Source organism: Occallatibacter sp. (genome assembly GCF_049582745.1).
Taxonomy (GTDB): Bacteria; Acidobacteriota; Terriglobia; order Terriglobales; family Acidobacteriaceae; genus Telmatobacter.
The window spans coordinates 1-19,602 of the sequence record NZ_JBAUUO010000174.1 but is presented as its reverse complement, the minus strand read 5'-3'; the positions used below and the strand labels follow the sequence as shown (position 1 = coordinate 19,602).

General features: G+C 58.3%; 12 protein-coding genes. 4 read left to right on the top strand and 8 right to left on the bottom strand.

Going from position 1 to position 19,602, the window contains the following annotated elements; genetic code table 11:
- Positions 1-17: 17 nt before the first annotated feature.
- The 5 genes from WCA10_RS24880 to WCA10_RS24860 all read right to left on the bottom strand — a co-directional run bounded on the left by WCA10_RS24880 (position 18) and on the right by WCA10_RS24860 (position 7,509).
- Positions 18-707, bottom strand: a complete 690-nt coding sequence (locus WCA10_RS24880) for a hypothetical protein (RefSeq protein ID WP_472825249.1) — start codon at positions 705-707, stop codon at positions 18-20.
- Between the two features lie 56 nt (positions 708-763).
- On the bottom strand, positions 764-2,332 hold the full coding sequence (locus WCA10_RS24875; protein ID WP_472825248.1) for an ArnT family glycosyltransferase: 1,569 nt from the start codon (positions 2,330-2,332) through the stop codon (positions 764-766).
- Positions 2,333-2,534: 202 nt separating this feature from the next.
- Positions 2,535-5,042 carry an ABC transporter permease gene (locus WCA10_RS24870; RefSeq protein ID WP_472825247.1) on the bottom strand — a complete coding sequence of 836 codons (2,508 nt, stop codon included), beginning with the start codon at positions 5,040-5,042 and terminating at the stop codon, positions 2,535-2,537.
- A 532-nt stretch (positions 5,043-5,574) separates the two neighbouring features.
- Positions 5,575-6,378: a GvpL/GvpF family gas vesicle protein gene (locus tag WCA10_RS24865; RefSeq protein ID WP_472825246.1), complete on the bottom strand. Its 804-nt coding sequence runs from the start codon at positions 6,376-6,378 to the stop codon at positions 5,575-5,577.
- A 327-nt stretch (positions 6,379-6,705) separates the two neighbouring features.
- On the bottom strand, positions 6,706-7,509 hold the full coding sequence (locus WCA10_RS24860; protein WP_472825245.1) for a hypothetical protein: 804 nt from the start codon (positions 7,507-7,509) through the stop codon (positions 6,706-6,708).
- 99 nt (positions 7,510-7,608) lie between these two features.
- On the opposite strand from WCA10_RS24860, the gene WCA10_RS24855 reads away from it, so the two are divergent.
- Positions 7,609-8,280 (top strand): DUF502 domain-containing protein, encoded by a 672-nt coding sequence (locus WCA10_RS24855; protein WP_472825244.1) that lies wholly within the window; start codon positions 7,609-7,611, stop codon positions 8,278-8,280.
- Between the two features lie 595 nt (positions 8,281-8,875).
- Here the strand turns inward: WCA10_RS24855 and WCA10_RS24850 are convergent.
- The 3 genes from WCA10_RS24850 to WCA10_RS24840 form a co-directional block, all read right to left on the bottom strand.
- On the bottom strand, positions 8,876-10,111 hold the full coding sequence (locus tag WCA10_RS24850; RefSeq protein ID WP_472825243.1) for a vWA domain-containing protein: 1,236 nt from the start codon (positions 10,109-10,111) through the stop codon (positions 8,876-8,878).
- 129 nt (positions 10,112-10,240) lie between these two features.
- A complete protein-coding gene (locus tag WCA10_RS24845) occupies positions 10,241-11,761 on the bottom strand; it encodes a magnesium chelatase (RefSeq protein WP_472825242.1) in 1,521 nt (506 codons plus the stop codon).
- Between the two features lie 235 nt (positions 11,762-11,996).
- Complete coding sequence (locus WCA10_RS24840; RefSeq protein ID WP_472825241.1) at positions 11,997-14,312, bottom strand: tetratricopeptide repeat protein; 2,316 nt, start codon at positions 14,310-14,312, stop codon at positions 11,997-11,999.
- A gap of 365 nt (positions 14,313-14,677) precedes the next feature.
- On the opposite strand from WCA10_RS24840, the gene WCA10_RS24835 reads away from it, so the two are divergent.
- From WCA10_RS24835 to WCA10_RS24825, 3 genes are all read left to right on the top strand, one after another.
- Complete coding sequence (locus tag WCA10_RS24835; RefSeq protein ID WP_472825240.1) at positions 14,678-16,804, top strand: transglutaminase-like domain-containing protein; 2,127 nt, start codon at positions 14,678-14,680, stop codon at positions 16,802-16,804.
- 1 nt (position 16,805) lies between these two features.
- A complete protein-coding gene (locus WCA10_RS24830; protein ID WP_472825239.1) occupies positions 16,806-18,569 on the top strand; it encodes a TolB family protein in 1,764 nt (587 codons plus the stop codon).
- A 137-nt stretch (positions 18,570-18,706) separates the two neighbouring features.
- Positions 18,707-19,378, top strand: coding sequence for a hypothetical protein (locus tag WCA10_RS24825; protein WP_472825238.1), 672 nt, complete (start codon positions 18,707-18,709; stop codon positions 19,376-19,378).
- The last annotated feature ends 224 nt before the right edge of the window (positions 19,379-19,602 follow it).

Below are 19,602 nucleotides of genomic sequence, written 5' to 3'. Positions count from 1 at the left end.
GAATCGGTGTGTGCGGTTTAGTCCTGTGAAATCGGAGAACCGCCCTCGATGTCGTCTGCAAAGCCAAAGCCGATCGAGACCAGATACAGCGCTAGTGCAACTGCCAGGATCGTCCAACAAATGTGCAGAATTGGCGTTTGCGCCGATACTCCAGGAACATAGCCGAATACCGCGATCTCCAACGCCATAATGAACAAAACGGTCGCCGTGCCCAGTGTCCAAGGCCATAAGCGGCCAAGCAGTGGGAGTGCAAGTGGCGGGAGCAGCCGTCTCCAGAATGCAAGAGATGCGCCGATCCGTGTCGCCACAGCCCATGCCAGCGTAAAGAGGACAATTTGGGCCACGCCTCCGCCGGTCAAGAAGGAGGCAACGCCCAGAATTAGAAAGACGGTTGGCCCTCGCGGCGAATGCAAAAACCGAAGCGACCAAGCGATCATTGCCAAGCCAATAAATGTTGCGACAACGCCAGTGACCAGAAAGTTGGGAATCAAAGTAAATGCGCCCTCCCCGCCCTGCTTCCAAACTGTCCAGCGATAGCCCGGGCCCAAGGCATTCACAATCAACCCTGGAGTCGGACGGAATCCTTGCAGGCATTCCAACAGACCGTGATCCATGGATCCGACACCAACCAGAACAGCGAGCGTGCAGGCGATAGTGCGTGTGGCGCGGTTGTTGCGAATTGTCGGGGTTGAATTTGTTAGGGCCATTGGAGACTCATGTTTCGTGATTGCCATTGCACGGCCTCTTACGCCATTCGGAATCGTCAATGCCAGTTCTTGACCATCGGCCACATCTGTTTGAGCGATCCCTTGAGGCCACGACAGTAATACACATCGAAGTGCTCCCTGGGCATCGAGTAAGGATGCGAAACATGGGCGCGCCATTCGACACTGGCATATACCTGCTCCAATTGATCCTGCCGCCCCTGCATCACAATCACGCTCTCACCGGTATAGTCTCGCGGTCCCCACAAGAAATAGTTCTGATGTCCGCCAATCGATTTGGGCAGGCCATACTTCGGCCCGAAGAGATCGATGGCGCCGGCCTGTCCAAAGTTTTGCGCGAAGATCGCTGTTTTGGGCCGCACATCGGGCGGCAGGCTGTTGTATACCTCGGCAACTGTTGCCACCATCTCTTCCCATCCGAACTGCGACGCATAGATTTGCGGCAATGGTCCGAGCTTCCATTTCTCAATCGCCGGCGGCTCGACATGGAGTGCCTTTGCATACGGTATGTAAACTTCGGGCGGCAAAACCGGCAAAAGCATTGGCGCTAACGCCGCTCCGAGCAAAATCGTCAATGCGGGATATGCAAACCTGACCCAGCGGAGAGTGGGCCTCTCAAGCCACGACTCCCAGAGCACACTTCCGCCGGCGAACAGGATGGGAAACGCCGGCCACAAGTAATATACGCGCGGGTTCAGGACGAAAATCACAGTGAATGTGACCACGCACGCCCAACCCAATACCCGAAAGGTCTTTCCCTTCTCAGTGAAGAAAAGGAACCAGAAGCCACCCAGCCATATGGGCAACGTCAGAGGAAGCATCGCGAGACTCTCTTGACTGAAGAGAGCCAATGGGCCGGGTTGTATGTTTCGACCATCACGACGAATGTTGGCCTGGAGTTCGAGAAAAGGGAAATGGTTCTGAACATTCCAGATCAGATTGGGAAGGAAGATCAAGAGGGCCAGCGCTGCGCCAAGCCAGATCCACCGGGAACGGAAACAAACGCGCTCCCGGGTCAGGATCAGTCCAACGACGATGCCGAAGCCAAAAATCAGCATGGAGTGTTTGTTGAGCAGGCCAAGGCCCGACAACAAACCAAACCAAAGCCACAGCTTTTCATTTCCCGTGCGGATGATTCGGATGACTACGTAGGCACAGCCAAGCCAGAAGAGCGGCTCAAAGGCGTTCATCGATAGCAGGTTGTCCATGCCCAGAAATCCAGGCGCGAATAGCACCGACAGCGCCGCAAGCCCTTGGGCAAATCGGCCTCCGCCCAATTCACGAGCTAGCAAACCCGTCAGGATCACCTTGCCCACTCCCGCGAGAGCGGGCAGGAAGCGAATCGCCGAAAGGGAATCGCCCCAGAGAAACATCTCCAATCGCGCAACGGCCGCGATCAGCGGCGGTTGATCGACATATCCCCACGCAAGATGGCGAGCGCACGCCAGATAGTACAACTCATCAGTGAAGTAGCCATAGTACCGGTTGGCATAGAGATGAATGAGCAGCTTGGCGACAGCCGCACACAGCACGAACAACCCTCCAGTCAACAACCACGGCCGTCGTACCGAGGTTGCGGCGCGAAGAGAAGGCGCGGAAGCGCTCATGAGAAGATCCTGTGGGGCTTGTGATTGCTCCAGCCTTTATACACCTTCGCCGGATTCCACTTGTGAGTGCGATCACAACGCTGAAAATTTGGAAACCGCTGCGGTATTGACCAGAGACTCGAATGGATTTTGTGTCAAGAAATACGGTGGACGCTTCTCCCAAGCGACGTTCAACGAGGCATCATAGTATTTATTACTGAAACTATTCAGTGCGGAGCGCCTGCACCGGATCCACCGCCGCGGCGCGTCGCGCCGGCAGATAGCATGCAAACGCCGCCACGGCGCACAGCACAACCGCCACGGTCGCAAACGTAAACAAGTCTGTAGCCGCTACACCGATAAGCATGGTGCGAAGGAAGCGCGTGAGAATGAACGAAGCCGCCAGCCCTATCATCAACCCCGCCAACGTAAGGATCAGGCCCTGTTGCAGCACATTGCGAAGAATGACCGCCTTCCCGGCACCGAGCGCGAGCCGGATTCCGATTTCATGCGTGCGCTGCCGGGTGGTGTACGACACCACTCCAAAAATCCCAACCGCCGCCAGCAACAGCGCAAGCAAGCCGAACGAGCCCGCGAAGGTAACGGCAATGCGTTCGAACACGCTGCCCAGTTGCATGTTTTCTTTCAGCGTCGTGATGCCGTACAGAGGCATGTCGCCATTGAGGTTGTGAATTGTCTGCTCCACGGCCGCCGCCATGGCCATCGGTTCTCCTCGCGTGCGCACGTGCAGGATCACTTCGCTTTCGTAACGCTGCGCGAGTGGCATTAAAACGAGCGGCGTGGGATCGTAGATCAGGCGGCGATATTTCCCGTTAGCCGCGACGCCTACCACGGTGTACGATCCGTGGGCGACTTTGGTCCGTTTCCCAATTGCATTCTGACCCGGCCAGTAGCGATCCACGAATGCCTGGTTGACGATCGCGACAGGCTGCGTGTCGGCCGTGTCCTGATCATTGAAGTCGCGGCCGGCGAGCAGTGGCGTTCGTAGAGTGGCGAGATAGCCCGGTCCAACGATACCGCGGTCGGCTTCCACATCTTCGTGCACGCGCGGCTCGTAGCCGTCCGGCAGGACGCCGTCGGAGTGAATGGTGAAACTGAGCGGGGAAAAATCCGCCAGCGTGGCCGATTGAACGCCCGGGAGTTGTTTCACGCGTTGGATCACCTGACGCTGGAATTCAATTCCCGTCTTTTCCGTGTAGCCCATCGGGTGCAGGTCAAAGGTGGTCAGAAGCACGTGGCTCGAATCGAAGCCCGGATCGGCTTCCTGCGCCTTCGCCAGGCTGCGCACAAACAATCCCGCGCACGTGAGCAGCAACAGCGACAGCGCAACCTGGGCAATCACAAGTCCGGACGTCAGACGCGACTTGTGCAACCCACCCGAAGTGTTGAGCGCTTCATCCTTCAGGATCGTACTGGGGGACAGCCGGGATGCGCGCAGCGCAGGCACCGCGCCGGAGACGATTGCCGTGAGCAACGAGATCATCATCGTCGCCAGCAGCACGCGCGGATCGACCTCGCCGTTGATCGCAAGCGGCAGTGTGTGGCCGGGCAAAAAGGAACCGAGCGTTTTGGATGTCCACAACGTCGTGGAAAGCGCGACGGCCCCGCCGGCCAGGGCGATGAGAACGTTCTCTACCATCAGTTGCCGCACCAGCACCCAGCGGTTGGCGCCCATCGACAGTCGGATGGCGAACTCGCGTCGCCGTGCCACCGAGCGCACCAAAAGCAGGTTCGCGACATTGGCGCAGGCCAGCAGCAGAAGCACCGTCGCGAGCGCGAGAAGAATGGGCAGAGTTCCCGCCATGTACACATTGGCGCCGAACGGCGAACGCCACAGCGGGTCGGTCGAGATCTGGTTCGCGCCCTGGTGCTCCACCGGATACTGCGACGCAATGCGCTGCATCAACAGGTTCAGCTCATTGTCTGCCTGGTGGGAATCTATGCCCGGCCGGAGCACTGCGAGCACGTTGAGCCAGGAGGTGCCGCGGTGATCGATGCGGTCACCGGCCCATATCTGCCGGTCCATTCCCAAGGGAAGAAATATGTCGGTGCGCAATCCGCTCTTGCAGCCGCGAAAGCCCTTCGGGGCGATGCCCACGATTGTGTAGGGATGCAGGTTGAGCTGAATGGTCTTTCCGATGATGCCCGGATCGCCGGCAAAGTGGTTCTGCCACAAGCTGTAGCTCAGAACCGCGACGGCCGCGCCTGCTCGCTCGTTGCCTTTGGTGGATATCAGGGTGCGGCCAAGATACGGCTGCACGCCCAGCACCTCGAAATAATCCGCAGAGGTGAGCGCTCCGTAGATGCGCTCCGGCTTGGCCGACCCGGTGATCGAAATGTAGTCGTCGTGATACCCGATCAGGCCCGACAAGGTCCTGGCGTTTTCGCGCAGGTCTACGAAATCCGGATAGGAGAACGGCGGACTGGGATGCTCGCTGCGCTCGCCGCGCTGGATGGTGAGCATGCTGTCGATCTTTTTCGCCCCCGGAATGGGATTGAAGAGCGTAGCGCTGATCCAGCTCAGGATTGTGCTGGTGGCGCCTATCCCCAGGGCCAGCGTGAGCACCGCCGTGAGCGCGAAGCCCGGAGAGCGGCGCAATTGCCGCAATGCATATCGAAGGTCTGCCAGCAGTAGCTTCATCGCATTTTTCCTCTCATCCCTTGCGGAGGCGATACCGTTCACCACCCAGTCAAGCACGAGTTCGGCCATACCGCCCGCTCTTTTACATGTATTCGAGTGATGTCGATCACAAACCAACGAGTCTTGAGCGCAGATGTGTCCGGTTTACGGAATCGAGTGTTCGCAAGTGGACATTGCAGCTCGCATTCCCATGCCACATTACCTCGGCGACAGCCTTAGCAAATGCGGCGGGGAATCGTAATTGTCGATTGGCACTCTTCAGGCGAAGCACGTTTCTAGGATGCTCCCCTATTTGCGTGCTGGGGAGAGCGCTTGGCCGACGGAGTTCGTCACGCTTATCTGCTCGGCGCAACGAGGCCAGGAACAAGGAATTGCAGCAAGCTTCCCTAGGCGGTGAGGGTCTGGCCGGCATTTGAGCCACCCGATTCTCGAACGGGTTGGGCAGAGGTCTACAGGGCAGAGGTCGGGGGTCCGATTGGGTGCGGACTATTCGAGAAGAGAGGAAAGCGCGGGAAGCACGTCGTAAAACAGCTTTCGATGAGGGATGAAGCCGCAAAAAAAGCCCGGCAGAAGCCGGGCTTTTTTGTTGGTTGAAATTGGGTTAGACCATCGCCGCTACTTGCTGAGGTGTCGAAGGGGCGGCGGTGGCGATGGGATCCATGGAGGTCTGCGCGGGGAGGTGAGCGCCGCGGGTGAGGCGGTGCACGAAATGATACGGAGGCCAGGGGCCGGAGATCTGCATCTGGCAATCGCGCATCATGGCGCAGGTGGTGGTGAACTTGTTCTGATAACGCTCGACGTACTTCCGGTCGATCAGGTGGGCGACGTCGAGGACCATCTTGCCAGTCTCGGTGAGGCGGCAGCTCACTTCTTCATCGAGAGGCATGAAGAGGCGATGCATCTGGAAGCTGACTGCACGGGCGCGGGTCTGGCGCTCGCGCTGGCGTGTTGCCGTCTCGCGGAGATTGGTGAGATAGCCGCGTCCGACCTTGTCTGGCGAGAGCTGGGCAAATTCACGGCCGCAGCAGTCGTCGACGAGGATCTTGAGGTGCATCTCGGTTTTCCCGCGCAGTTTATCGATGTTGCCGAGGAACTGACGCTGGTTGGACCGGATGGATTTGCGGAGGCTTTCGTCGTCGTTGAAGACGGTACCAAATCGGAAAGGAAGAACGGTGGAGTGTTTGAAGCAGTCAGCGATTACGCGAGCATGGTCCACACCGGATTTCTGATTTAAGGATTCTGTGGGATTGTGTTCGCTGACGATAACGGCTAGATCACTGGCTGGGTAAAGGAAGACCTGATTTCCGCTGACACCGTGGACTGACTCGAGCGGAACGGGTTTTCGGTGGCGGGCTAGTTCTGGGAAGGCTTGTTTTTCACCAATGCAGTAGGCATACCATGCCATATGGAGGCACTCCGTGTGCGGACGCCGGTAAGCGCGCCGCTCGTTAGTGAAGCTCTGTGGACTCAGTTAGAACAGCGTTTTGACACAGGGCGGAAGATCCCCAATTGAACTACGGGGTGAATACTAGACCGCGCATAATACGACTGGCAATGTTCTGCATCACGAAGATCGTTAAAAGGTGAGTAGGAAAGCTAAATTTACTTTTATAAAACAGAAATTAGATTTGCTTATACGAACAATATGCCCGATTTAGCTCATATTGCGGTGTGATAAAGCTTTTCGGGGGACCAAGGGAGCTAAGAGGAGCTGGATCAGGTTGCCCGCTGGTCAAAAGCGGATAATGTAGGCGATTCGGACGCAGAGCAGGATGGTGAACAGGATCGAAACGATCAGCAGGATGGTGACGAGTCGCATGAAGGAAGAGGTGCGCTTGGCGAGTTTGGCGACGTGCTCGATGAGCTCGGCCTGATCGGCGGCAATCTTCTGGACGGCTTCCTGAACTGCGGCGAAGTCGTCTTCAAGGCGTTGGATGGCGTGTTTCTGCTCGCCGGAGTGGAAGGCGAGGGCGCGGTGATCGGACTGGAGACGGGAAATCGAGTCCCCAAGGGGCTTGAGATCGACTTCGTGCATGGGCCGGTTGGCGAAGAGATTCGATGCGGCGGAGACGACGTTGCCTTCAAGCAGGGGGAGCATCCTGCCGACGATGGGGAGGACGGTCCTGGCCACGCTCATGGCGCGCTCGAACTTCGTGGGTTTCGGTGGCGTGGGGCGGGCGAGGGCGGTGGTAGTGGGCCTGGATGCGTATTTCGGACCGGGTTTTGGAGCAGGGGGCGGCGCAGAAGCGACGGGTTCCGCGGGCGGAATCGGAAGCGGTGCTTCCTGAATGCGCGGCGGCGCTTCTTTGCGAGGCAAGATTTGGGTGCGGGGCGATGCTTGATTTCGAGGTGAGGCTTCAGTGCGAGGCGGTTCTTGCTTGAGAAGCTGGGCTTCAGGGCTGTCGTAATTGGCGTAGCGGATCTTGGGACGGAGAGGAGATGACGATCCTGGAGCCTCGAATTCGGAAACGATTTCTGCTACCTGCCGGGAGGGTATGGCGGGGTCAGTCGGATCGGGGCCAATGGGATCAATCATTGCATTGCCACTCTCTCTTCACTATAGGGGAAGGCGCGGGAAAGCCCAATTCTGAAAAACCAGGCGTAATTCTCGTATGCTTTGGAGCAGGAGCCGATTGTGAATCCTGTAATCGCACGCGGATTGAGGAGTTTGCAGCGCAATATCCTGGCGGGACTTATCACGGTGGGGCCGCTGTTTGTGACGTGGCTGATTTTCAGCTTTGTGCTGGGCAGCCTGGCGAAGGCGGGATTGCCTCTGGTGCAGTTGCTGGCGGCGATTTTTCCAGAGGATTGGCTGGGCCGGCCGGTGATGCAGTCGGTGTTGGCCGTGCTGCTGACGCTGGTGGTGTTGTATGTGCTGGGGCGGCTGACTTCGCTGGTCATCGGACGGCAGGCGTTCAGCTTGTTTGAGTCTCTGCTGGATCGGCTGCCCTTTGTGGCGAAGGTGTATTCGTCGGTGCGGCAACTGCTGGATTCGATGATGGCGAAGAAGGACACGAACCAGCGGGTGGTGCTGGTGGACTTTCCGATCGTGGGACAGAAGAGCATCGGGTTTTTGACGCGGACGCTGGTGGACTCGAACACGGGCGAAGAACTCGCGGCGGTGCTGCTGCCGAATGCGATCAATCCGACGTCGGCGTTTTTGCAATTGCTGCCGCTGAGCCGGGTGACGTTCACCGATCTGACGATGGAGCAGGCGATGAGCATGCTGATGACGGGAGGGGCGGTAGCGCCGGACGGGATTGCGTTTTCGCAGCGGCAGGAAGATACGGTTACGCCGAGGAGGTAGTGGCTGGCGAGCGCAGGATTCTCCGCTCATGCGCAACACCACCTCACCGACGGAGACTTGTCGGTGGGGACCCCGGGCAAGGGGCGTATAAGTTGATGGGATAAGGACGAAAATGCGGAGCCACATTCTTCCAGGCAGGATACGCAACCGTCTCACTCCGCCAAATCTCGTCAAGCCCTTCGCCCCATCATACCGCCTAACCCACTGAGAACAAACGCCAAATAGTTTCTCCGTTTTTGCAGGTTATTTCGACGGTTGGCCTAAGCTTGAATCTACGCGGCAGACCTCGATCGCACCTCCGGTCATCCCCAGAAACTGACCAGGGGAACTGTGAAACAGTGAGACACCGAAACGAACAGGAATACACTCCATAAGTCCTTTGCTGAGACGACTCTGCAGCCAACTTCAATGCCTGGAATACTTTGCAGAATACGCTTGCCGTAAATCATTCAGAGGAGGGACTTTGTTTACAGAGTATGGGGGGAGGGAGGGTATCCCGCAACCAATCGGTTGCATATCCAAGCTCCCGCCCCAAATGTCTCGTCGCAAGTCCCAACGCACCAAAAGCAGAAGACTGACAACTGAGAACTCCTTCTCAGTGAATCGTTCTTGATTTCCGATTCATGTAGTCCATCAGCAGATATTCGCCTAACGTGTCGGGCGTTGTGAAGTATGCCTTCCCTCTGCACATCTCCGACACCTTGTGTACGAACTGCACCAGTCCAAGGTCCGATGCCAGCATGAAGGTGTTGATCATGATGTTCGAGCGCTTGCACCGCGCAACCTCCTCCAGCGTCTCGCTTACCACCAGCGGATCGAGGCCGTAAGCATTTTTGTAGATGCGGCCGTCGGGCAGAGTCAACGCTGAAGGCTTGCCGTCCGTAATCATCACGATCTGCTTCATGTCCTTCCGCTGCCGCGCCAGGATGCGCTGCGACAGCCGCAGACCCTCGCAGGTGTTGGTGTAGTACGGCCCCACTTTCACCCGCGCCAACTGCGACACCGGCAGCTCCTCGGCGGAGTCGTGAAAAAGCACCAGCGAAAGCGAGTCGCCCGGATACTGCGTGCGGATCAAATGCGAAAGGGCCATGGCGACTTTCTTGGCCGGCGTGAACCGGTCTTCGCCGTAGAGAATCATCGAGTGCGAACAGTCCAGCATGACCACCGTTGCGCACGAGCTTTGATACTCGCACTGGTGCACGTGCAGGTCTTCGTACTCCAGATTCAGCGGCAGTCCCACGCCCTCGCGCGCAATCGCCGACTTCAGCGTCGTCGTTGTATCGAGGTTGAGCGTATCGCCAAACTCGTACCGCTGCGACGCTCCGTGCGCCTCAACACCCGTCGCCCAGTGGCGCGTGTCGTGGCGGCCGAAGTTTGACTTGCCCAGCGAGCCCAGCAGATCGCGCAGCGTTTTGTAGCCCAGAAAATCGAGGCTCTTGTCGGTGACTTCGAATTTGACTTCGCCCTGAACGTTGCCCGCGTTGCCCATCATTTCCGCCATCTGCGTGGGGCTCATGTTCTGCGAGTAAGAGATGTAGTTCTCCTGCTCCATGCGACGGATGAGCTTCTCGATCAACTCGTCGAGCTTACCTTGCTCTCCCATTTGTTTGAGCTGCTCGCGGATGCGGTCGTCGAACATATCGCCGGACTCGAGAAGCTGGCGCAGTGCTTCACGCAGGTCATCCAGAGTATGATCCATGTCCTGAAAGCGCATGTATGGATCGCGAAAACCGGAATCGAGCAAGTAGTCGGAAAGCGCCTTGAGCAGGTCCTCGATATCCATCTCGGAGGCCAGGTCGCCGGTGAATTTGGTGTAGCGAACACGCTTCATCGAAATACTCCTTCGCGGATCTGAAACCGGTCGAATCCTGTTTTAAAAGGGTCCGGCTTTCAGCCGTGCCAAAAATGCCCTCATAGATATTGGGCTTTAGCCCCTGAGGGAAGATTTATGCAACCAGGCTCAGTTCAAGCCGCCGCTACGGCCCGGCCGGCGTGCGCGCTGCCAGTCGTCGAATTCAACTTCAATTTCGCGTTCCTGTTTGCGCTGCGCCTTTTCCGGCGCCGCAAACCCGCGCTCTTCGCTGCGGCTCAGCTTCTTGTGCGCCACCAGCCCCTCCAGCAGAAACTCCGCCGCCGCAACCGCCTTCGGCGGGTCATCGGAGACCTTCACCTCGAGCGGCCCCAGCTTTTCAAAGAGCCCCTGAATCTTCTTGAGGTCGGCCAGCGCAGCCGTGCTCGACTGGTTGTCATCGAGCTTGACCGTGCCGCCGAGGTTGAACCATTGTTCGATCTGTTGCGTGTTGGTCTCGGCGAAGTAGCGGTCGTAGATTTTGCCGACGGCAGTTCGAATCAGCTCATGGACCACCGTGTCTGCACCGCGCATCTCGCCTTCGTATTCCAGTTCGAGCTTTCCGGTAATGCCAGGCAGCGCCGCGTAGATGTCGCTAACGCGCGGCACAGCGAGTTTCTCTCCGTTGATCAGCGCACGCCGTTCTGCATTCGATACCACAAGTTCTATCGTGGAAATCGGCAGCCGCTGGCTCACGCCGCTGCGCTTGTCCACCTTCTTGTCTTCGCGCGCGGAAAAGGCGACCTGCTCCACGACAGCGCGTACGTATGCTGGAATCTCGATCGGCGAAGCACCGCGTTCCGACCACGCTTCCTGTGCCGTGATGGCGATGCCTTCTTCAATCGTCTCGGGATAATGCGTGCGGATCTCCGAGCCAATGCGGTCCTTCAGCGGCGTCACAATCTTGCCCCGCGCCGTGTAGTCCTCGGGATTGGCGCTGAAGACCAGCGCGACGTCGAGGGCAAGCCGCACAGGATACCCTTTAATCTGCACATCGCCTTCCTGCATGATGTTGAACAGCGCGACCTGGATCTTCCCGGCAAGATCCGGCAGCTCGTTGATGGCAAAGATGCCTCGATTGGCGCGCGGCAGCAGTCCGTAGTGCATGGTCAACTCGCTCGAAAGGTCCTCGCCGCCGCGTGCCGCCTTGATCGGGTCAAGATCGCCAACCAGATCCGCCACCGTAACGTCGGGCGTGGCCAGCTTTTCAACGTAGCGCTCGTCGCGTCCCACCCACGCGATCGGCGTGGCATCTCCGCGCTCGGCGATCAGTTCGCGGCATCGCTTACAGATCGGCCGGTAAGGGTTGTCGCGAATTTCGCAGCCCGCGATATAAGGCATGTGATCGTCGAGCAGGGCAGTCAGCGCGCGCAGAATGCGGCTCTTGGCCTGGCCGCGCAGCCCGAGAAGGATGAAGTTCTGCTTCGATAGAACCGCGTTGACGATCTGCGGCACCACCGTATCCTCAAACCCCACGATGCCCGGAAAGAGCGGCTCGCGAGTCTTGAGCCGGGCGATGAGGTTCGAACGCAGTTCATCCTTGACGCTGCGGTTCTTAAGGCAAGCTTCTGCAAACTGTGTGCTGCTGCGCAGTTCCCCCAGGGAATGGGGAAGCGGGTGAGCTGCTGGCATCGAAGGTCTCCTGTCCCGGCCCGACCTTGCCGGTAGTGTGTATAGTAGACGCGTTTGCACCCGTTTGCGGCGCAACGGAATTCAGGTTGTTTTCATCTGCCCGAATTCCTGGGTGTTTGCATCAATGGCGTACGATTGGCGCGTGCTATTGGGCTTGGGAAGCTTGAGCGGCGGATTGCACCGCAACGGGAGTTAGACTTCATCCCGCATAGAGAGAAAAGGTTCCAGCAAAATATTAGTTCGACTTTGCTCTCGATCCATCTCGCTCGTAGCGATCGAGAGCGTCCTGGAGACTTCGCGCAACCTGACCGTTGTTCTGTTTCACCGCCAGATCCAGCGCCTCGCGGACAGATTGGATCGCTTCCGCGGAGTGACCTGTCTTGTCATACACCTTAGCCAACTCCGCGAGACAACGCCAGTCTCTCCTTCTGCTCAGTGCGACGGCCTTTTCGAGGGGCTCGAGCGCGCTCTCAAATTCACCCTGCGATTCCAGCACATAAGCGAGGTTGAATCGATACTCCACCGAACCGGGATTGACACTGATCGCTCTCTGCAACTGTTCGACTGCACCGGCGGAGTCACCGTTCAGAGCCAGCGACACCGCAAGGTGATCGAGAAATGTTGGATTCGTAGGGGCGAGGACGACGGCGCGGCGGTATTCGGTGAGTGCGTCCTTCTCCTGGTCGCTGGCGCTGAGAGCCGTGGCCAGAACGTAATGCACCAGCGCGTCATCCGGATTGTTCTGAATGGCCTTGCGTAACGTGCTGATCGCTTCCGGGAACTGATTGTTTTCGATCAGCGTGTATGCCTCGTCAAAGAGCCGGTAGAAATCCGTCGCCTGCGGGTCGATCTTGTCGATGCCGACGCCCGAAGGCAGGTTTACAAACTCGGGAATGTTGATGGCGCGATTCGCTGCCGTCGTGTCGTCCACGATCACCGCCGGAGTGTCGTTACCATCGGCGTCAATATGCGTCAGCATGAGCCGCGTATACGGTCCTCGAGCCTTCGACGAAAACGCCAGCCAGCGGCCATTGGGCGACCAGGTATGCCAGGAATTCATCGGCGCCATATTGCAGCGCATCAAGCGCGCTTTGCCTCCGGCAAAGGGCACAATGTGAAGCTTGCTGTCAGGCCGCATCAGCAGGCCATTTTTGTTCTGCACCCAGACGATCCACTTGCCATCGGGCGATACCTTGGGGAAATTGTTGCTCATGCCATTGCCCGAAGCGCCCTCTACAGGAACGGCCTTTCCTCCGCGCCCATCGTTGAAGGGAATCTTGTAAAGGTCGTACTGGATCTGCGTCTCGCCGGGATCATTCGCGCGCTCCGGCTTTGTCACACCGGCGGGATACGGATCGCGCGCCAGCGCACGGCTGAAGATGAGGAACTTGCCATCCGGCGACCAGAATGCGCTGGTATGAACATACTGCGGGTCGTCGGCGCCGGGCAGCGGCCGCATCTTGCCTGCCTTCCGGTCATACCAGGCCAGGATGCCGCGCGTGGGATAGAAAACCTGGCTGAATTCAATGCTGCGGAAGTTGGTGCTATAGAGCCGGTCGAGTATGCCGGATGCAAACCCCGGTTCTTCCGCCTGATGTTTGTTTGTGTTGTTGGGCGGCCCGATAGAGGTGACCACGAAGCGCCCGTCCGGCGATACCTGCGACATAAAGCCGAAGCGCTTTACGGCGGGATCGGCGGCGCGCGCCTCGTCATTCAGCCCGAAGGAACTCCAGTGAATCACGTTGGAGTTGCGGATCGTCATCTCTTTTGTTACGGGCACGAGCGCATAGAGTCCCTTGTCGTTGCGGGGGCCGTCAAGGTCGAGGCCCAATGTCTTGCCATCGCGCGAAAACGAATGACAATTCGCGCAGGTAGGCAGGTTGGTCATCACCAGGTGGCTTTTGGGCTGCGAAATATCGCGAATCTGCCACTTGATGAGCGGAATAGCGGAACGCGGCAGCGGTGCGATGGGGCCTTTTTCATTGGGAGGCGGAAGCATGAGCGGCACGTCGCGGTAAAAGATGGGAGCGCCGACCGGATCGCTCGAAGTGGAAATGCTCACGCGCCCAATAGAAACGGGTTCACTCCCATCCGCCGCGAAACCCTCAATGGAAATGTGGGCTGGTGCGGCGACCGACAAGTGCTTGATCTTCTCCCAGGTCGCCGTGTCGGGCTTCCACGTATGGGTCGAGGCTTGCTCCGGCGCCAGCGGCAGGCCGGGCCCGGCGTTGGGATCGATTTGTCCGGGTTGCAGCAGATCCCCGTTCGTTTCGATTCGGAGCGATGCGGGTCCGCCGCCAAATGCGATTGCAACCACCCAGCGCTTAGCCGATTGGTTCGCTTCGTGCCAGAGAAACGTGGGCGGAGTGATCTCCGGTGGAAAGACCGAGCCATCGCGCGGATAATCGATCTGGATCTTCGATGCTGGCGGCGTAGCCTCCGCCGGAGGCCGTGCAGCCGAGACCGGTGAAAATGAGGTGCCACACACCAGCGCAGTTGAGCCGGCAATGCCAATCATCGCAATCAGAAGATGGGAAAGCCGAACCCCCATGGACCCCCGCAGCGGCCGCGATTCTCCAAGCCGTGCCTTGAGCATGAAGCGCCACGGCAAATGAATCGGTGATCCCGCTCACATGAATGCGATTGAGGATGAGCGATTGTTAGGCAGGCACGCAGGAGCTTTCCGGACCAACCGACCCAAATCTGCCACCTTTCCGATGGATCTTCTGTTCCGTAAGTTCTTGTATTCGCAGGGACAGATGCCAGCCACCTTGCTTGGGCGTATCCTTCCGGTTGAGGCGTTCAGAGCGCACAGACGAGGGATGAAGAAGTCGATAGAATCCTCCTTGCGCGTCGGGTGCGAAGCCTTTTGGGGCGTTGCGCCGTCTCGAAAACAGATATTTCCGGAGATTTTGAATGCGTTTTCATGATGCACTTCCTCTTGCTTTTCTGCTTGTTGTTGGGTCAGCGCCGCTGGTAGCGCGTGCGCAGTTTCCTCCGGTTCCGAAGGAAGATCTCGCGATGACATCCGATCCCCAGGCGCCCGGCGCGTCTGCGGTGTATCTCTACCGAGAGGAAACGGAGGACGATCCTCATGCATATCGAACCATCTATGCGCGCATCAAGGTTCTGAATGCGGATGGAAAGGATGCCGCCGTCGTTCATGTTAGTTTTCCGGAAACATTTGTTTATAACGCGGTCGGTACCAACTTCAGCAGACTTGCATCGGCCGACGCCACCAACTGGAGCCTGCCGACGATTGAGCACACTGGCGAGGACCAGCCCTGGGACACGGATTCCTACGTCGGTAAGGTGGAGATTGCCGCGCTCGAGGGGCGGGTGACTCACACCGATGGCACGGTCGTTCCTCTTTCAGGAAAGACCTCGGATCTGCTGAAGGTCACCAAGGGACCGCGCGGCACCGAGACGACGTTCACCATGCCGGGCGTTGAAGTGGGCAGTGTGATCGAGTATCGGTACCAGATTCGCTACGATCGCTATCTCACTGCGCCCGACTGGCAATTGCAGAAGCCCTACTTCATCCACAAAGAACATTTTGTCTTCCGGCCTTCCCGGCAATTTCTTCCGCAGGACGTAACCGGTGCCGGAGTCGGAGACAGTGCGCTGAAGGATTCCCACGAGAATGTCCTTACCGACATCCATTTTCGGCCCGTACTTCCTCCCGGCAAGACTCTGACCCAGGACGCGATGGGGAACTACACCATCGATCTCACCGATGTTCCGGCAATTCCCCAGGAACCCTTTGCGCCACCGTTGAACGCCGAGGCATACAGTGTCGACTTCTTCTACACTTACACGCCCGATGTAAAAGACTATTGGCAAAAGCAGATGGGCTATTGGACCAAGGAACTGAACGCGTACACGGCCTCCAGCCAGGCCTTGCAAAAAGCCATAAAGGATTCAATCGCTCCTTCGGATTCGCCGCTCGAAAAGGCGAAGAAGCTCTACGCGGTCGTGCAGAATTTCCAGAACACCGATTCAAGTCCCGATGGTGCACCGCTTACGGGCAGCGAATGGATTCCAAGAGGCAAGGTGGATTCTGTTCTCCAGAGCAAGAAGGGATCGAGCAACCAGATCGCGTTCCTGTACCTGGCCCTGGTGCGGGCGGCGGGGATCAGCGCCCGTCCCGAACGGATTGCGAGTCGGAGCATTCACATCTTCTCCGCGCAATACATGGACAACATTCAGCTCGACACCGTTCTCGTTGCACTGAAGATCGACGGAAAGGAAATCCTCGTCGATCCCGGAACGAAGATGGCTCCCTTCGAGACGCTGCATTGGGCACATACCGGAGACGGCGGCGTGGCAATGGATGCGAACAACAAGGCTGAGATCATCGTGACGTCATTGCAGAAGATCACCGACAACAGCACGCTCCACGTCGGCACCGTCAACGTGTCTCCAAAGGGTGCAGCGTCCGGAACTCTCAAAGTGGCCTTCATCGGGCAGAAGGCGATTGAGCTGCGCCAGCTTGGGGTGAAATCTGGCGTCGAAGCGGTAAAAGCCGAGATCAGTTCGATCATCACCCAGCAGGTGCCGCCGGGCATCCACATCGCGGCGGATCATGTTGGGTATCTCGATGATCCGGATCGCCAGTTGCTGGCCACGATTCCGGTTTCCGGTTCCTTTTCACAGGAGTCGGATGGTCGCCTTGTTCTGCCGCGCACTTTTTTTGAAGCGCAGGAACGGAATCCATTTCCAGCGGAGAGTCCTCGCGAGTTGCCGGTGGACATGCGTTATCCGGCGCAGGAGCAGGAGCAGATCACCTACGTGCTGCCGCCCGGCTTTGCGCTTCCGAGGACTCCTGAAGATGCGAAACTGAAGTGGGAAGGCAATGCTGCATACGAACTGCGCACGAAAGTCGAGGGCAGTTCGATTATTGACGCCCGCATCTTTGCCCGGGCATTCACCATTCTCGACGCCAAAGACTATGTTCAGTTGCATGACTTCTACCAGAAAGTGGTGGCAGCCGATCGGCAGCCACTCGTGCTCACTGGGGAACAGGTAGGAGAAGTCCACTAAGATGAGCGATGGGCAATCCGCCCGGTATCGGCCGGCGCAGCATCAAAACGAATTCGCGCGATTGCCCGGAGCAAGGCTGTGTTCGGCTCTCACCTTTGTCACCGTTGTTCTGCTGGTCTGTTCGTTGCCCCCAGTCCAACAGAGCCGATTTGCGGTGAATCTCACGCTGCAGGCCTTCGCCGCATCCAGTTCTCCGCATGTTCTGAGCCCGGTTTCCATCGATTATCCCGAAGATGGCTCCATCTTTCCTCCCGGATTAACGCCTCCGACATTTCTGTGGCGCGATGCAGCCGGGACCTCATGGGACATCGACATTCTCTTCGCCGACAACTCGGCGCCGATTCACGCGACATCAAAGGGCGAGCGCATGCAGCTCGGTCCTATCGATCCGGATTGTGTTTCGGACTCGAATGCTCCGCCGAAACTGACTCCACAGCAGTCGGCGGCATGGACATGGACGCCGGACACGGCGACATGGGCAGCGATCCAGGCCCACTCCGTAAGCGCCCCAGCGACCTTGACGATCACCGGAAATCGCGACGGAAAGCTGGCCGACTCGCAGTCCCACATTTCCTTCACAACGTCAAAAGACGAAGTCAGAGCTCCAATCTTCTACCGCGACGTTCCGCTGATGCCCGCATCGGGGAACGGTGGTTCTGTGGCGCCGCTCGCCGAATCCAACATTCGCCTCATTCACTGGCGCATCCGTGATATTCGCAAGCCCGAGAGCCACACGGTGCTTTCGGATATGCCGACCTGCGCCAACTGCCATTCATTCTCCGCCGACGGCAAGACATTCGGGATGGATATCGACGGCCCCGCCAACGACAAGGGCCTCTACGCCGTGGTCCCGGTGCAGAAGAACATGACCATCCAGAGCAAGGATATGGTGCACTGGAATACCGACGGCAACGTTGGCACTGTACGCGTCGGATTCATGTCGCAGGTTTCGCCCGCCGGCCAGTATGTACTCAGCACATTTGCCGGGCCCGAACTGAGCCGCATGATCGATAGCTATTACGTCACCAATTTCATGGACTACCGTTTTCTGCAGGTTTTCTTTCCGACGCGCGGCATCCTGGAGTACTACAACCGAGCCACTGGCCTTCGCGCACCACTGCCGGGCGCTGACGATCCAAAGTATGTGCAGACCGACGGCGTGTGGAGTCCCGACGGGAAGTACATTGTGTTTGCGCGTGCCCTGGCGCGCGAACCGCGTCCCCATGGTCAGCTCGCAGCCACGCATGCCAACGATCCTGATGAGACGCAAATCCAGTACGACTTGTACCGCATTCCATTCAATGGCGGAAAAGGCGGAACCGCTGAGCCCATCGAGGGTGCCTCGCAGAACGGCATGAGCAATAATTTCCCCAAGATCTCGCCCGATGGCAAATGGATCGTCTTCGTGCAATGCAAGAACGGTCAGCTGATGCGCCCCGACAGTCAGCTTTACATCCTTCCCGCCTCCGGCGGAACGCCGCGCCGTCTGCGGGCCAACACGCGGCTCATGAACTCGTGGCATAGCTGGTCGCCCAATAGCCGCTGGCTGGTCTTCTCCTCCAAGGCGCGTTCGCCCTACACCCAGATGTACCTGACGCATATCGACGAAAACGGCAACTCGAGCCCCGCGATAATGGTTGATAACGCGACGGCTTCAAACCGCGCCGTCAACATTCCCGAATTTGTAAACATCGATCCAGACGGGATTCAAAAGATTGAAGTTCACGTCGCCGACGGCGCCCGGATTGCAAACGGTGGGAAATAGAAATGCCGCCGCGGAGCGAAGCGGCTGCCAAAGACATGCATAGATCACTCCCAATCAGATTCGGCTTCCTGATCGTACTGTTCCTCGTGCTACCCGGCGCCGCGTCCGCGCAGGCGCCCTGCACTCCACCGGAGTCGATGAAGGCAAAGTTTACGGGGACGCCGAACGCTGACGCATTGAACGACCTTGGCATCTGGTTTGGCGAACAGAAGAATTACACCTGCGCCGCCGACGCTTTCGCAACTTCGCTGCAATTAGATCCGAAGCAGAACGATATGCCCCGCATCGCCTTTATGTTTGGCGGGAGCCTGTATCTCGCGGGCGATACCAAGGAAGCGATCGCCGCGCTGCGCGAAGCGGGGAAGTTTGGTTTCCGCGACATCAAGCTGCACCTGTTGCTGGCCGAGGCGCTCGACACCACCAACGCCACCGCCGATGCCGAAGCAGAATGGCGCGCCGTGCTGGAAATCGACCCGGAATACGCCGATGCCCTCGACGCCCTTTCCAATGATCTGATCACGGATACCGACGACCAGGGGGTGATCACCCTGCTCGATACGGCCAGACTCAAACCCCTCTGGACCGTCCAGCAGTGCAGCAATCTTGGTCTTGTCTATGCACGCAAGGGAAACCTCGCGGAGGCATCCAGGGTGCTGCGTGATGGACTAAATACATATCCTGACTCGTTGCCGCTGGCCGAGAAACTTGCCGACGTCCTCACGCAAATGGGGAAAAAGGATGAAGCGGCGCAGGTGCTGGGCATCGCGCGCCAGCGCCAGCGCGGCAGCGCAAAACCTGACGCACCCTGACGCGGGACTGCGGCAACTCTGAAGCCATATGCAAAGCGGCGCGACCGTTGCCAGCCGCGCCGCGCTGTTTCCAGCCGGGCTAGAGAAATCGCTCGCTCTAGGTGTGTGTCGGGCATAGCGTTTTGCCAAGGCTGATTCGGCGATTCGCAGGGCTGGTGTTCGATCTGGTGTGCGCAGGCAGTAATTCCGTTGGAAGCTTATAGCAAGCTTTCTGTGCGGTTTTG

What these genes read in the sequence shown, in the direction of transcription:
- WCA10_RS24835 (WP_472825240.1), top strand. Translation starts at nt 14,678, where the DNA reads ATGCGTTTTCATGATGCACTTCCTCTTGCTTTTCTGCTTGTTGTTGGG.
- WCA10_RS24845 (WP_472825242.1), bottom strand. Translation starts at nt 11,761, where the DNA reads ATGCCAGCAGCTCACCCGCTTCCCCATTCCCTGGGGGAACTGCGCAGC.
- WCA10_RS24870 (WP_472825247.1), bottom strand. Translation starts at nt 5,042, where the DNA reads ATGGCCGAACTCGTGCTTGACTGGGTGGTGAACGGTATCGCCTCCGCA.
- WCA10_RS24825 (WP_472825238.1), top strand. Translation starts at nt 18,707, where the DNA reads ATGAAGGCAAAGTTTACGGGGACGCCGAACGCTGACGCATTGAACGAC.
- WCA10_RS24880 (WP_472825249.1), bottom strand. Translation starts at nt 707, where the DNA reads ATGGCCCTAACAAATTCAACCCCGACAATTCGCAACAACCGCGCCACA.
- WCA10_RS24875 (WP_472825248.1), bottom strand. Translation starts at nt 2,332, where the DNA reads ATGAGCGCTTCCGCGCCTTCTCTTCGCGCCGCAACCTCGGTACGACGG.
- WCA10_RS24830 (WP_472825239.1), top strand. Translation starts at nt 16,806, where the DNA reads ATGAGCGATGGGCAATCCGCCCGGTATCGGCCGGCGCAGCATCAAAAC.
- WCA10_RS24860 (WP_472825245.1), bottom strand. Translation starts at nt 7,509, where the DNA reads ATGATTGATCCCATTGGCCCCGATCCGACTGACCCCGCCATACCCTCC.
- WCA10_RS24850 (WP_472825243.1), bottom strand. Translation starts at nt 10,111, where the DNA reads ATGAAGCGTGTTCGCTACACCAAATTCACCGGCGACCTGGCCTCCGAG.
- WCA10_RS24865 (WP_472825246.1), bottom strand. Translation starts at nt 6,378, where the DNA reads ATGGCATGGTATGCCTACTGCATTGGTGAAAAACAAGCCTTCCCAGAA.
- WCA10_RS24840 (WP_472825241.1), bottom strand. Translation starts at nt 14,312, where the DNA reads ATGGGGGTTCGGCTTTCCCATCTTCTGATTGCGATGATTGGCATTGCC.